Source organism: Paraburkholderia sp. A1RI_3L, from assembly GCF_048957895.1.
GTDB lineage: Bacteria > Pseudomonadota > Gammaproteobacteria > Burkholderiales > Burkholderiaceae > Paraburkholderia > Paraburkholderia kururiensis.
Genome location: NZ_JARCHA010000002.1, coordinates 1 through 14,000, shown reverse-complemented (window position 1 = coordinate 14,000; position 14,000 = coordinate 1). Strand labels below are relative to the sequence as shown.

Below are 14,000 nucleotides of genomic sequence, written 5' to 3'. Positions count from 1 at the left end.
CAGCGCCTACGCGCTGTCCTTCGCTGCTCGCGACGGACGGCGCGACGCCTTGATAGAGCGCAATTCGCTGCCATGCGCCTCGGCCCATAGCCACACGCTGCAAAACGCCGCGCACAGGCTCGATCCGAGTTCGGTCAGTTGATACTCCACGCGTGGCGGCACTTCGGGGTAAACGGTGCGTGTCACGAAGCCGTCGTCTTCCAGTTGCCGCAACGTCTTCGTCAGCATCCGCTGGCTGATGCCGCCCACCAGTTCGCCGATGCGCGTAAAACGCAGCACGCCGTTCTGTGCCAGCACTTCCAGCACACACATGGTCCACTTGTCGGCAATGCGCGCGATGGCCTGCATGACCATGTCGTCGATTTCGGGCGTGGACGGCGTGCCGTGTGGCGATTGAAATACGACTCGCCTGCCGGCTGCGGAGTGGGTCTGCGTGGGTGTCTGCCTGGGTGTCGCCGCAGTTGTCCCATTACTTACCGTCGTGTTCGTATCGGCCATAAAAGTGCCTACTTCCGGAAAGAGACTGACGGAATTATGCTCCGCTACGTCAACCCCAGGAGAACACGATGAACGTCACCGGAAATACGATTCTGATCACGGGCGGCGGCTCGGGCATCGGCCGTGCGCTGGCCGAAGCGTTCCACGGCCTTGGCAACAAGGTCATCATCGCGGGCCGCCGCGAGGCGGCATTGCGTGAAGTGGCCGAGGCGAATCCCGGCATGGAAACAGCCGTGCTCGACGTCAGCGACGCCGGCGCCATCGAACGCTTCGCAGCGAAGCTCGTGCACGACTATCCGACGCTCAATGCCGTGCTCAACAACGCGGGCATCATGGCGCTGGAGGACTGGCGCAAAGAGCCGGTCGATCTCACGGTGGCCGAATCGACCATCACGACGAATCTGCTCGCGCCGATACGTCTCACGGCTGCCTTGCTGCCGCATCTGAAGAAGCAGGCGCGCTCCACCGTGATGTTCGTGTCGTCGGGACTGGCGTTCCTCACGCTCGCGCCCACCGCCACGTATTGCGCGACGAAAGCGGCCATTCATGCTTTCAGCGATGGGCTGCGCTATCAGCTGCGCAATACGTCGGTGGATGTTGTGGAGATCGTGCCGCCTTATGTGCAGACCGAACTGCTGGGCGCACATCAGGCGACCGATCCGAACGCCATGCCGCTTGCCGAATTCATCGACGAGGTCATGACGATTCTGAAGACCCAGCCCGACGTGCGCGAAGTGCTCGTCAAACGCGTGCATCCGCTTCGGTTCGCGGCGCAGCAGGGTGACGACAAATACCGTGAGCAGTTTCAGGCCTTCAACGACCGGTCTGAAGAAGCGCTGCCTTAGGCCGGTCATCTCGATACGGTCTGGCGTTCGCGCTGCTTCTCTGAAAAAAACTCCGCGGCCATTGTTCTGAAATTGAGTTTCGTCGCTGCGGCGACGAAGCAACGCACTGGTGCGGGATCGAGCACGACTCGCCGGCCGCAATCCCCTTTAAGCGTTCCCTTCGCCGCTGGCGCCCTGCGACCCACCGCCGCTCCGGCGTGCGCGGTGCACCCTGTCTCGTCCTTTTGTCGTTGTACACTCCGGTCTCCCGCTGTCGTCGGGCAACGACGTGGCGGTGCGCCGCCGTCCCCGTGATCGCCGTTGCCATTCGACGCGGCATCGAAGCATGTGAGCATGGGCAGCAGTTGATTGCCAGCGTCATGGTCTTCAACACCACTCCTTCTCATGAAGACGATCAAGATCGGGCAACTCGAAGTCTTGCTCGACCGCCGCGAAGTGCGGGTGGACGGGCGCAAGGTGCGCACAGGCAGCCGGGCCTTCGACATCCTCGCGCTTTTGATTGCGGCGAGAGGCGACGTTGTGGCGAAAGACGACATCATTTGCCGCGTCTGGCCGACCACGGTGGTCGAAAAGAACAACCTCGAAGTGCACGTCTGCGCGCTGCGCCGCGTGTTCGGCCGCGAGCGGGATCGTATTCGTACGGTGCCTGGGCGAGGGTATCGGTTGATTCTGGACGGCGCGCCGCAGAGCCTTTCCACGCCCGGCCCGGTGAAGCAGGGCAGACCTGGGCAAGGCTCGTCGAAGCCCGTTGTAAGCCCCACTACAACGCCGATGGCAAGGCCCGTCGTGCAGGCGCCCGTCGACTCATCGCAACCCGCTCGCGAAGGCACGGCGCAACCGTCGGTTTCGGACAACCCTCAAGAGCCGGCGCTATCCGACGCCAGGTCAAGGTCGCGCCAACCGCTGCCTGCGCGTATGCCGGAGTTGATCGGCCGGCATGAAGCGCTCGCCGGGATAGCCGATGCGTTGCGCGCGCACCGCATCGTGACGCTCGTCGGGACGGGCGGCATCGGCAAGACCCGCCTTGCCATCGAACTCGCGTATTTCCTGCAGCATGAGTTTGCGGATGGCGTGGTGTTCGTCCCGCTTTCGGCCGCGGATGGCTGGCGCTCAGCGCTCGATGCGCTCGCGGTCGCCATGGGCAGCCGGCTTGCGGCGGGCCCCGCTGCGCTGGCGCAAGTCGCTGACGAATGGCGCCAGCGCGAGGCGCTGATCGTGCTCGACAACTGCGAACAGATACTCGACATCGCCGCCGCCATCGCCGAGTCTCTCGTGGCAGCCGACGGTCGCATCCGCGTGCTGGCCACGAGCCGCGAAGCGCTGCGCGTGCAGGACGAAACGGTCCACCACGTTCAGCCCCTCGCATTACCTTCGCCCACGGTCGGCGTGAGCGACGTGCTCGACACGCCCGCCGTGCAGCTTTTCCTCACGCGCGCGCAGGCCGACGGTGCGCATTTCGTGCTCGACGAAGCCGCCGTTCGACTTACCGCAGACGTGTGCCGCAGGCTCGACGGCATTCCGCTCGCACTGGAACTGGCTGCCTCGCGCGCGGCCGTGCTGGGGCTCGGCCAGCTCGCGGCGAACCTCGACGACCGCTTCAGCATCCTCACGGGCGGCCGCCGTACGGCGTTGCCGCGCCATCAAACGCTGCAGGCTACGCTCGACTGGAGCTACCGCCTGCTCGGCGAGGAAGAACAGAAGCTGTTGCGCTGGCTGGGCATGCTGGTGGGCAGCTTCACGTTCGACGCCGCACGCGCCGTGGGCGACTACGCGGGCCTCACCGCAATCGCGACGCTCGATGCACTCAGCGGACTCGCGGCGCGCTCGTTGCTTGCCACGGAACCGGAAGGCGCGGGCTACCGTTATCGCCTGCTCGAGACGACCCGCGCGTACGCCCGGCAGCAACTCGACGACGAGGGCGAGCGCGCCCGCGCCGCCGACGCGCATGCCTCCCTCGTCCTGACGCTGCTTCGCGAATTGCAGAAGCAATGGACCCAGCAGCCCGTCGAAGAATGGCTCATGCACTTCACTCGCGAACTCGGCAACGTGCGTGCTGCGCTCGACTGGACGCTCGAAGGCGCCGGGGATGCCGCGGTGGGAGTCGAACTCGCGGCCATCACGGTCCCATGGCTGTATGAGCTTTCGCTGGTGGAGGAGTGCTGCAGCCGTGCCCGCGCAGCGTTGCGACGCATCGCGCAGCGAGGCGAGGCCGCCTCGCCCGTCGACCCCGAAACGCCTATGACGCTGGTTGCCGGCCTCGCGGCAGCCGCCGTCTATACGGACGGCCCGCACGAAGAAACACGCGAGGCCTGGTCGCGCGTACTGGATCACGCGCTGGGCGCCGGCAACACGGGGCACGCCCTGCGCGCGCGTTGGGGCTTGTGGAACTGGCATCAATACGGCGGACGCGCCCGCGAGGCGCTTACGCTCGCGCGCCGTTTCGGCGAGCAGGCGCGCGCGACCGGCGAGGCGATTCATGCCGTGCTCGCGGCCCGCGTGGAAGGCATCGCGGAACACTACGCGGGCAATCAGCCGCGCGCGCGAGAGTTGCTCGAACAGATGATCGGGCAATACGAAGCGCCGCTTGCGCGCTGGCACACAACGGGCTTTCGCATCGACCATAGCGTCGTCGCGCGGGCCACGCTCGCCCGGGTGCTGTGGACGCAAGGCGAACGGCACGACGCGTGCGAACTGGCCGCCCAGAGCTTTCACGCCGCCATGCGCGCGGACCACGAGATCGTCACGTGCTACGTGCTCGTGGAGGCGGCTGTGCCGCTCGCGCTCCTCAATGGCGATGCGGCCGCGGCGAAGCAGGGCATCGGCGTATTGCTGCGCCTGTCCACGCGTTTCGGCCTCACGATCTGGAGTACCTGTTGCGCCTGCTACGACGCCTGGCTCGCCACGCTGACGCAGCCTGGGCCTGACGCCACGGCGCGCCTCGCGGTCGCCATTGCCGCGTTGCGGGCCACGCGCTTTCTCGCGCCGCTGCCGATGCTCTCGGGCCAGCTCGCGCGCGCACTCATGAACGAAGCACGCGACGGTGAAGCGCTCGCGGTGATCGGCGAGGCAGGCCGTCATTGCGAGCAGAGCGGTGCGCGCTGGTACAAGGAGGCGCTGGAGCGCATCCAGGACGAAATACTCGGCACGCCCTACGGCGATAGTGCCGCGCGGCGCACCGTCGCGGCCGTGACAGGCGACCTCGACCGGCCGCTCGCGGCGGCGCCCGAGATTCGCGCCGCCATGGGCGCACCGCGTTTGCCGCAGTAGCGGCCGTTGACGCGGCAAACGCCCGCTGTCTGGGCTCCAGGTCGCGCGACAAAGCGTGACGACGATGCCTGGCGCATAGCGTTATGCCTGCGAAAACAGGCCCCGAAAACCCACAAAAACCCGGTAGTTACGGCAGGTTTTTCATGTGCGAGAATAAGTTTCCGATTCGCGAACGGTAGGTGGGCCATTGCATGCGATCGGGTCAGGCCATCGGGGGAGGCGAATTGAGGGCGCTCACGGACGTATCGCATCTGTTCCTGTCGACGCTGCCGCCCGACCGGCGCCAGCGCCGGCTTGCGGCGGTCATGATGGTCGCCTCCGTGGCGATGCTGGCCGCGCTTGCGCCGTTTGCGCGCGTGCAGTTGCCTGCGGTCTGGGCCTTCATTCCCGTCTACGAAACCGCGATCATCGTCATCGACCTGGTCACGGCCTGGCTGCTGCTCAGCCAGTTCTCGATTCTGCGTTCCCGTTCGTTGCTGCTCCTTGCGGGCGGCTATCTGTTTTCCAGCCTGATCGCGTGCGCGCACATGCTGAGTTTTCCCGGGCTGTTCGCGCCGTCGGGACTGCTCGGCGCGCACGACCAGACCACCGCCTGGCTCTATATGTTCTGGCACGGCGCGTTTCCCGTCGCGGTGATGGGCTATGCATCGAGCCGCGGCGAGGGCGGCTCGCGCCCCGCGTCGGCGCGCGGTGCCGCCATACCGGTTGCGTTGTGCGTTGTCGGCGTGGCGGTGGGCGCAGTCGCCTTCATCCTCCTTGCGACCACCTGGCACGACGCGCTGCCGCGCATCATGCGCGGCTCGACCATGGCGTCGGGCATATTCGTCGTGGTGGGCACGGTCTGGGCGCTGAACGTGGCCGCGCTCGTGGCGGTGTGGCGCCGCACGCCGCGCTCGGTGCTCGATCTTTGCGTGATGATCGTGCTCGTTGCGTGGCTATGCGATATCGCGGTGTCCGCGGTACTCAATCACGGCCGCTTCGACCTGGGTTTCTACGCGGGGCGCGTATATGGCTCTCTCGCTTCGACCGTCGTGCTGTTCGCGCTGCTGTTCGAGAATGGCAAGCTGTACGCGAAGACGGTGCGGGCGCTGGAAGGCGAGCGCTTCAAGCACCGCCTCGTACAGGAGAAGACCGACGAGTTGAACGAAGCCAACGAGCAGCTCGAACAGCGCGTCATGGCGCGCACGGCGGAACTCACCGCATCCAACGACGAACTGCGGCGCGAGGTGGAAGAGCGCCAGCGCGCGCAGCGTGACCTTGCCGCGTCGCGTGAGGAGTTGCGCGAGATGTCGGCCATCAGCGCGTCGGCGCGCGAAGCGGAGCAGCGGCGCATTGCGCGCGAACTGCACGACGAACTCGCGCAGACGCTTGCCACCTTGCGAATCGATCTGGAGTGGCTTATGGAGCGCGTGCCTCAGGACGACGCGGCGCTCGCGCGCAAGATTGCGGGCATGCATGGTTTGCTCACCGACGCCGTGGGGTCCACGCGGCGCATTGCCGCCGACCTGCGTCCGTTGATGCTCGACGACCTCGGGTTCACCGCGGCCACGCAATGGCTCGTGGAGAACTTCGAAAAGCGTTACCGGATGGGTTGCTCATTGCATATCGAGCCGGCCGACCTCGCGCTGGCCGAACCCTATGCAACGGCCGTGTTTCGCATCGTTCAGGAGTCGCTTGCGAACATCGCGCGGCACGCGCAGGCCTCGCACGCCGAAGTGGACCTGCGTTATCGTGACGGCACGCTCGCCCTCACCATTCGCGACGACGGCGTTGGCTTCGACCCGGGCAGCACGCGCAAACCCACTTCGTTCGGCCTCGTGGGGCTGCGCGAGCGCGCGTATCTGGTGGGCGGCACGTTGCGCATCGATACGTCGCCGGGAAAGGGGACGCACGTCGAGGTCCATCTTCCGCTCAGCGCGGACGCGACCGGTGGCAGCGGCCAGCCGGCGCCGCAGAACGGCACCCTGCCGAATACGATCCGCTGACGGCGTGTGCCGCGAGCGCCACGAAATCGGAAAATTCCTACGCCGGGTCCACAAGTCCTACACCGATTACGGCCACGACCGATACAGCACGCGGCCCGAAATCGCCACACTGCATGCTGCGGGATTTTGGCCGCGCCGCGCGGACGCCTATGATGAACGACAGGCCGCGCTGCATCCAGCGACACCATTTTCATCGGACAAGAACGTGCAGAAGGTGCCCAAAGGGAAGACCGATACGCTTCAGACGCATGCGGCGGAAGTGGCCGGCGACGACGCGCGCGCGGACGCTCACGTGCGGCGGCTCGTCTACGTGGCCCGTCAGCATGACGAATCGTTGATGGCCTACCTGCGCGAGGCCGGCTGGGAAGTCGTGGCCGCGCGTACGCCGGCTCGCGCGGAAAAGGCGGCGTGCGGCGCGAGCACCGCAGGCTTCATCGACCTGTCCGGCTTCGCACCACGCGACTTCGCGGAACTCGAAGCTTGCCTGAAGACCTCGCCGCTCGGCTGGGTTGCCACCGCAAAGACCAAACAGCTCGCCGATCCCACCGTGCGCCGCCTCATCAGCCAATATTGTTTCGACTACGTCACGCTGCCCATTCCGTGGGACCGCTTCGCCGAGCGGCTGGGGCATGCGCTCGGCATGGGCGCGCTGGGCGCCCAGCTGCAGACTGCCGAAGGGGCGAGTCATGACGCGATGATCGGCGAATGCGATGCGATGAGGCAGCTCTTTCGCACCATCCGCAAGATCGCGACGAGCCATGCGCCCGTGTTCATCTCCGGCGAATCGGGCACGGGCAAGGAGCTTACGGCGCGCGCTATCCACGAACACTCGCCGCGCCGCGGCGCGCCATTCGTCGCGCTGAATTGCGGAGCCATTCCGCATCACCTGCTGCAGTCCGAACTCTTCGGTTACGAAGCGGGCGCGTTCACGGGCGCGACGCAGCGCAAGACCGGCCGTGTGGAAGCGGCCGAAGGCGGCACGCTCTTTCTCGACGAAATCGGCGACATGCCTATCGAGGCGCAGGCAAGCCTGCTGCGCTTTCTCCAGGAGGGCAAGATCGAACGGCTGGGCGGCCTGCAATCCGTGGCGGTGAATGTGCGCGTGATCTCGGCCACGCACGTTGACCTTGAAGGCGCGGTGCGTGAAGGACGCTTTCGCGAAGACCTGTTTCACCGCCTGTGCGTGCTTCGCATCGACGAGCCGCCGCTGCGCGAGCGCGGCGCCGACATCGAACTGCTCGCGAATCACATGCTGGCGAAGTTCCGCTCGGACAGCACGCGGCGCATTCGCGGCTTCACGCCCGACGCCATCGAGGCGATGCGCTCGTACGGCTGGCCTGGCAACGTGCGCGAACTCATCAATCGGGTGCGTCGTGCCATCGTGCTGGCGGAGCATCGGCTCATTTCTGCTCACGACCTTGAACTGCGTCCTGCCGACGAGGGGCCGATGACGCTCGCCCAGGTGCGGGAGGCCGCTGAAAAGCGCGCCATCGAAGCCGCGCTGTTGCGGCGGCGAAACCGCGTGGGCGAAGCGGCCGAAGCGCTTGGCGTGTCGCGCATCACGCTGTACCGGCTCATGAATGCGTATGGCATGCGCCCGGCGGCGGAAGACGCACCTCAAGACGCAACCCATGACGACACAACCCCGGCGTCTCCCGATGGCGGCACGGCGCCGGAGGCCGGCGCACCGTCCGGCGATAGCGGAAACCCGGTCTGACGGCGGCGTTGTGGCGCGTTGAGCGCCGCAACGGGCCTGACCTGAACATTGCGTTTATTTCCGCTTTTTTTCCGCGTTTTTTTTCGCATTTCTCCCGTTTTTCTCAATCGGGCATTTCCTTTTCCTGCGTCGTGCCGATGCTTACTTGAATCGGCGTTATGTGCGCGTGCAGCAACTTGGCGGAATCCATCACGAGCGTGACGGAATTCGACATTTGGCTTGCCATATCCTTCTAGCCATGGGTTGCATCAAGCCGGGCGAGCGCGATGCGCTCGCAGCGTTTCGCTGTGAGGCCCGTCTTTCAAGGCCGTTTGGTCTATCGATCGTGTAGGCGGCGAGGGGAGCGGCTTGCCGTTTTAGCGTGAGCACGCGCGTGATTTCGCACCCGAATGTGGTCGCGGTGGAGCGCTATTCACGCGGCGATTTTTTGCAGCTATTTCCGATATTGGAAATGGCATCTTGAAAGTCAAGCCGAATGCCTGATCGAAAAATGGCAATGACAAATCAAATGCGGTAATGGATCCGCTAACCGATTTATCGCTTGTGTCCGGTCGTTGTCTTCCTCGCCTGCACGACCTCGCTTCGAATTGAGCTACGCATCCTCGCAACGGAGAAAGCAGACATGGCCGGATTCCAGGGAGTGTTCGCGCGCGCAGTGGATGTCGCGCTGATCGTGGGCGGCGGCGCGCTCGCGTCGCGTATCCGCTTCGAGGAACTCGCAGACGCGCATTCTCCCGCTGCCTTCATCGCGTTTGCCGCAGCGTTTGCGCTCGCTGTGCTGCCGGCCTTCGACATCTACGAATCGTGGCGGGGCCGTTCGACGCTGCACCATGCGGGCCAGTTGCTGCTCGCGTGGCTCGTGGTGCAGGCCTGTGGCGTGGCGCTCATGTTCGTTCTGCACCAGAGCGTGCTGATCTCGCGGCTGTGGTTCGCGTACTGGACCGCCATGACGGGCGTTGCGCTGGTCGCTTCGCGGGTGGCCTCGCACCTCGTGCTCGCCCGACTGCGCAACGCGGGACTGAATTTGCGGCGCGTCGCAGTGGTCGGGTTCGGTGGGCGGTCCGATCAGGTGCTGCGCAACATCGAGGTGTCGGCGGCGAGCGGTTTTCGCGCATGCGCACGCTTCGATCTGCGCGACGCCGGCAACGCTGCCGGGCACGCCACGCTGCCTGCCTTCGCTAACCTCGACGCGTTCGTGCAGTACGTGCGCGCCGAGCGTGTGCAGGAAGTGTGGCTCGCGCTGCCGTTGTCCGAGGAGCGCATGATCGCGCGCGTTGTGAACGAGTTTCGCGACGACCTCGTGAACATCCGCTTCATCCCGGACGTGAGCGACATGACGCTGTTCGACAGCAGCATGATCGAGCTGATCGGCGTGCCCGCCATCAACCTGATGGCCTCGCCGCTGCCGCTTCACGCGAAGCTGAAGAAGGAACTGTTCGACCGCTGCTTCGCCGCCGTTGCGCTCGTCGCACTCTCGCCGCTGCTGCTCGCGATCGCCATTGCCGTGAAGCTCTCGTCGCCGGGGCCCGTGCTCTTTACGCAGTTCCGCAAGGGCGCGGACGGACGCGTTTTTCGTATCTACAAGTTCCGCTCCATGCGCGTGCATCGCGAAGAACCCGGTGTGGTGCGGCAGGCTACGCGCAACGACTCGCGCATCACGCGTGTGGGCGCGTTTCTGCGACGCACGAGCCTCGACGAACTGCCGCAGTTCTTCAACGTGCTGCTGGGCGATATGTCCGTAGTGGGGCCGCGGCCGCATGCCATCGAGCACGATGAGCTGTACCGGAAGATCGTCGACGGCTATATCCATCGCTATCGCATCAAACCCGGCATCACCGGCTGGGCTCAGGTAAACGGCTACCGCGGCGAGACCGACCAGCTCGAGAAGATGCAGGGTCGGGTCGAACACGATCTCTACTACCTGCGCAACTGGTCCTTCGCGCTCGACATGCGCATCGTCTTCGCGACCATCGCGAAGGGCTTCATGCATCGTAATGCTTATTGAATTGGGCTGAGCGGCGGGAGCGCGGGCGCTCCGGTCGCCTCGGCGGTTCTTGCTGGCTCCGCTCTTTCCGCTGTTCTCTGCTTTCTTCGTTAGTCTCCCAGCCAACGCTTGCTCGTCCGTCCAGGCCACGCACGCTGGGCGCGCGAGCATGCGCTTGTGTTCCGGTAGCGCCCCCGCGAATTCGCCCCAAAAAAGAACCCGCCGATACAACAGGCGGGCGCAAACGGGGCCAAACCTCACGCGTTACATCAGACGCATACGCAAGCTGCATGACGTGACCTGCGCGCCGCGGCTCCGGTCGCGCGACCCCCTCTGTCGTTTCACGTCATGCTGGGCGGACTATGTGCGCGGCGCAGCTACATGGTCTTGACCGCAGGCCGCCTTGTTGCTCGATATTCGGTCGGCGTCGAACCGAGGTGTTTGCGGAACAGCTTCGAGAGACGTCCGCCGCTGCCAATGCCGCACCGGCGTGCGATCTTGTCGACGGGTAGATTCGTTTCGGTAAGCAGGCGGCAACTCATGTCGAGGCGCACGTAGAGCAGGTATTCGGAAGGCGTTACGCCCATTTCCATCTTGAAGCGCCGCAGGAAATTGCGCTCGCTCATGGCGGCCACCTGCGCGGCGTCGTCTATGGAGACCTGGCGGTCGCCGTTCGCCTCGATCCAGCGTGCTGAAGCCTGAATCTGTTCGCTGATGCAGATGGACGCGTTCTTGCGCACGATGGCCGTGAACTGCGTTTCGGCGGGCGGCGCCACCCAGTTGCCGATCTGCCGCGCCACATCCGAGCCGTGGTCTTCCTGCACGACAGCAAGCGCCCTGCGCAATGGATTCACGCACTCGGATAAGATGCGGTTGCCGGGTGCATTGCGCGTGAGCTCGCCCATGCGCTCGCCGTGCGAGTCGTTGCCTGCCGTCTGCGCGATACCCGCTGCTTCGAGCAGCAGCCGGCCTTCGCCGATAGGCACGATGGATTCGCTGCGCGGATACGCGCGGCGCAGCCACGTGATGAGACGCTCGTCGCGCAGCGCGTGACTCACGCCCACGCCGCCCACGATGAAGAGCGTATGAAACGGGTCGGTGAGGCGATGCGCCTCCACACTCTCGGTCCAGACGAACACGGAAGACGAGCTTGCGATGCGGCCGCCCGATGCCGAGAGCAGGCACACCTCATAGCGCGTGCCGCCGCGCTGCGAACTGGTGAAGTCGTTCGCAGCCTGGAAGACTTCCACGATCGTGGCGGCACCAGGAAGGGCAAAGCCGTTGAACAACGCGATGCCAATACGTTTTGTGATGCGCGTTTCAGGCATGACGCTCGCCGGTGCTGCACGATTGACCTGGACGTTGACAATGCACTCCATCTGACTTCCCCGAAAGATAGGTGGTCCACTCCGACTGGCATTGAGGCGGATTAATTGGTCGCTCGATGCTACCTGGCGTTTATCTCAAGCGTAATTTACTGGCCGATTTCGCCAATAATTTGTCGGATATCGTCCACGGTCAGATAAGCGAATTATTAATGCCGAATTGAAGCGCATATCGCGCATGTGGCTATGCCAAACCGGCAATAGTCTTCGGTTGAAACGTTTGCTTTTTCATCATTGTGCATAAATGGGGCTTGAATCGCGTGTGACATTAGCAGCCGTTCGCCCCAACGCGCGTGCGGCTGCACGAGGTCGTGCCATGCACGACGGACGCAACGCGAGCGTACCGGGTCGAAGGCCCTCGGACGGTCATCCGGGGTCGCGGCTTATGTGCCCGCGTCATACTGGTTTTGGAGAGTGGCTTGCTGCATTTGGCGCGACTGAAATTGTTGCCAATTCTTTCGCGCGACATTGTTCACGACGGTCGTAAATGACAAACCTTTGTCGGAATATGCCAATGCTGCTGGCTTATCGTATGCAGACAGAAATAGTGCGTAATGCCTTTTGATTGCGTGATTCGGTATCCAGAAAGAGGTGCAAATATCAGCATGGGCGCCTGTAACAACCGGTATCGAGTCTCGCACACACGACAATGAGAGCGTCTCGCGACGTGACCACACCCATTTTGATCATCGAGCCGGTGGCGCGCGGCTTTCGCCTGGAGGTGCTTGCCAGTGCGATATCGGCCATCCGCAAACGTTCAATGTACCCGATTTTCGTCATTACGCGTATGGATTTCGCAAGCGCGGAATTGACCCGGCTCGATATGTCAGCGTGGCAGCAGGTGCATATCGTGCAGGCGCCAATCGACTTCGGCGGTGCGGCTGTGGGCCGGGTGGATGCCGATCGCATGGACGCGTTGCTGAATGCATGCGCGGAAGTGGTGACGCATGATCAAACAGCTCACCTGATTTTCCCGGGCGCCGACGAATATCTCGATGCATTTTCTGTTCACGCCTCTTCGCTCAAGCAACGATTTGCACGCTCGCGCGTTTCCGTATTGATGCAGAACACAGAGGATCTGCTGGCGCGAGAACTGAAGGCATCGGGAAAGAGCGGCGCATTAGGGCGGCAAGCGGTGAAGTCTCTGAATGCGGCCGACGCCACGTTGATCGCGTTCGACGATGCCTTGCGCGGACATCGCATTGGTCAACGCGAGATCGTGGTGCTGCCCGACCCGTGGCACGGCCACTTCGCTCTGGCGCAGCGCAGGCAGTCACGCGAGCGCTTCAACTTCGCGCCCGCGACGCTGGTGATGGCGGCGGCGCTCGATCCCGCCGCGGGTGGCGACCCGGCGCCATGGCTTGCCGCTGCGGAGCGGCTGGCCGAGGTGCCGGGTGTGCACCTCGCGCTGCACGGGAAGGTCCGCGCGCTCGACCGGCCGAAGCTGCGTCGCCTCGTCGAACGTTTTGGCGGGCGCGTGAGCCATGCGGGATCCGCTGTCGCCCACGGTGACGTCGCGTGCGACGTGCAGCTTCTCGCCGCCGCCGACGTCATGCTTACCTCGTTGATCGGCGCTGCTGATGGTCCGGGCGCCGATGGCCTGTGCGAGCGCACGCCGTTGTCCGAGGCGCAACAGGCGCGCCTGAACGGCTTCGGTGCCGCGTTCGATCACGAGGCCGCGCGTCAGCTCGTGGCGAGTGCAGACGCGCTGCGCCTGTTTTCCGGCAAGGAGATGGCGCTGCTGCGCGACACGCTGGAGCGTCATGCGCAGGAACTGCTGCTCGATTCATTCGGCGCGGGCTTGCGTGCTGCGATCGGGCTCGGCGCCTGAGCTGCCGTGAATCCGCGCCGCAGCCTGACGCGAACCACGTCGCCACGAAGCCGCACTCCGCAAGCCTCCGCCGCTTCCCCGCGCATTCACCTCACTCCGGAGTTCACATGCTCAAAGTAACCAAGGCGGTATTCCCCGTGGCCGGTCTCGGCACGCGCTTTCTGCCCGCCACCAAGGCGAGCCCGAAGGAAATGCTGCCCATCGTGGACAAGCCACTGATCCAGTACGCGGTGGAAGAGGCGATGGCCGCCGGCATCACCGAAATGATCTTCGTGACGGGACGCAGCAAGCGCGCCATTGAAGACCACTTCGACAAGTCCTACGAGATCGAGGCCGAACTCGAGGCGCGCGGCAAAGACAAGCTGCTCGAACTCGTGCGCAGCATCAAGCCGAGCCACGTCGACTGCTTCTACGTGCGGCAGCCCGAAGCGCTGGGCCTGGGCCACGCGGTGCTGTGCGCCGAAAAGCTCGTGGGCGACAACCCGTTC

9 protein-coding genes are annotated in these 14,000 nt (G+C 64.6%); 7 read left to right on the top strand and 2 right to left on the bottom strand.

The window, feature by feature from the left end:
* Positions 1–6: 6 nt before the first annotated feature.
* Positions 7–498: a winged helix-turn-helix transcriptional regulator gene (locus tag PXJ20_RS06120; protein WP_277596434.1), complete on the bottom strand. Its 492-nt coding sequence runs from the start codon at positions 496–498 to the stop codon at positions 7–9.
* A 68-nt stretch (positions 499–566) separates the two neighbouring features.
* On the opposite strand from PXJ20_RS06120, the gene PXJ20_RS06115 reads away from it, so the two are divergent.
* From PXJ20_RS06115 to PXJ20_RS06095, 5 genes are all read left to right on the top strand, one after another.
* A complete protein-coding gene (locus tag PXJ20_RS06115; RefSeq protein WP_421029546.1) occupies positions 567–1,343 on the top strand; it encodes an SDR family oxidoreductase in 777 nt (258 codons plus the stop codon).
* Between the two features lie 384 nt (positions 1,344–1,727).
* Positions 1,728–4,610: a winged helix-turn-helix domain-containing protein gene (locus tag PXJ20_RS06110; RefSeq protein ID WP_421029545.1), complete on the top strand. Its 2,883-nt coding sequence runs from the start codon at positions 1,728–1,730 to the stop codon at positions 4,608–4,610.
* Between the two features lie 191 nt (positions 4,611–4,801).
* Positions 4,802–6,595: an MASE4 domain-containing protein gene (locus PXJ20_RS06105; protein ID WP_421029544.1), complete on the top strand. Its 1,794-nt coding sequence runs from the start codon at positions 4,802–4,804 to the stop codon at positions 6,593–6,595.
* Between the two features lie 259 nt (positions 6,596–6,854).
* Positions 6,855–8,312 carry a sigma 54-interacting transcriptional regulator gene (locus PXJ20_RS06100; RefSeq protein ID WP_421030930.1) on the top strand — a complete coding sequence of 486 codons (1,458 nt, stop codon included), beginning with the start codon at positions 6,855–6,857 and terminating at the stop codon, positions 8,310–8,312.
* A gap of 622 nt (positions 8,313–8,934) precedes the next feature.
* Entirely contained in the window at positions 8,935–10,317 is a 1,383-nt protein-coding gene (locus PXJ20_RS06095) for an undecaprenyl-phosphate glucose phosphotransferase (protein ID WP_421029543.1), read from the top strand.
* 356 nt (positions 10,318–10,673) lie between these two features.
* On the opposite strand, the gene PXJ20_RS06090 is transcribed toward PXJ20_RS06095, so the two are convergent.
* Positions 10,674–11,675 carry a GlxA family transcriptional regulator gene (locus PXJ20_RS06090; protein WP_017776362.1) on the bottom strand — a complete coding sequence of 334 codons (1,002 nt, stop codon included), beginning with the start codon at positions 11,673–11,675 and terminating at the stop codon, positions 10,674–10,676.
* Between the two features lie 673 nt (positions 11,676–12,348).
* Between PXJ20_RS06090 and PXJ20_RS06085 the strand changes: the two genes are divergently transcribed.
* Complete coding sequence (locus PXJ20_RS06085; RefSeq protein ID WP_421029542.1) at positions 12,349–13,512, top strand: hypothetical protein; 1,164 nt, start codon at positions 12,349–12,351, stop codon at positions 13,510–13,512.
* A 107-nt stretch (positions 13,513–13,619) separates the two neighbouring features.
* A partial coding sequence (locus tag PXJ20_RS06080) for a UTP--glucose-1-phosphate uridylyltransferase (RefSeq protein WP_421057414.1) occupies positions 13,620–14,000 on the top strand: 381 nt, incomplete at its 3' end.

Coding starts and splice junctions, on each gene's coding strand:
- PXJ20_RS06090 (WP_017776362.1), bottom strand. CDS start 11,675: ATGGAGTGCATTGTCAACGTCCAGGTCAATCGTGCAGCACCGGCGAGC.
- PXJ20_RS06120 (WP_277596434.1), bottom strand. CDS start 498: ATGGCCGATACGAACACGACGGTAAGTAATGGGACAACTGCGGCGACA.
- PXJ20_RS06105 (WP_421029544.1), top strand. CDS start 4,802: ATGCGATCGGGTCAGGCCATCGGGGGAGGCGAATTGAGGGCGCTCACG.
- PXJ20_RS06110 (WP_421029545.1), top strand. CDS start 1,728: ATGAAGACGATCAAGATCGGGCAACTCGAAGTCTTGCTCGACCGCCGC.
- PXJ20_RS06095 (WP_421029543.1), top strand. CDS start 8,935: ATGGCCGGATTCCAGGGAGTGTTCGCGCGCGCAGTGGATGTCGCGCTG.
- PXJ20_RS06115 (WP_421029546.1), top strand. CDS start 567: ATGAACGTCACCGGAAATACGATTCTGATCACGGGCGGCGGCTCGGGC.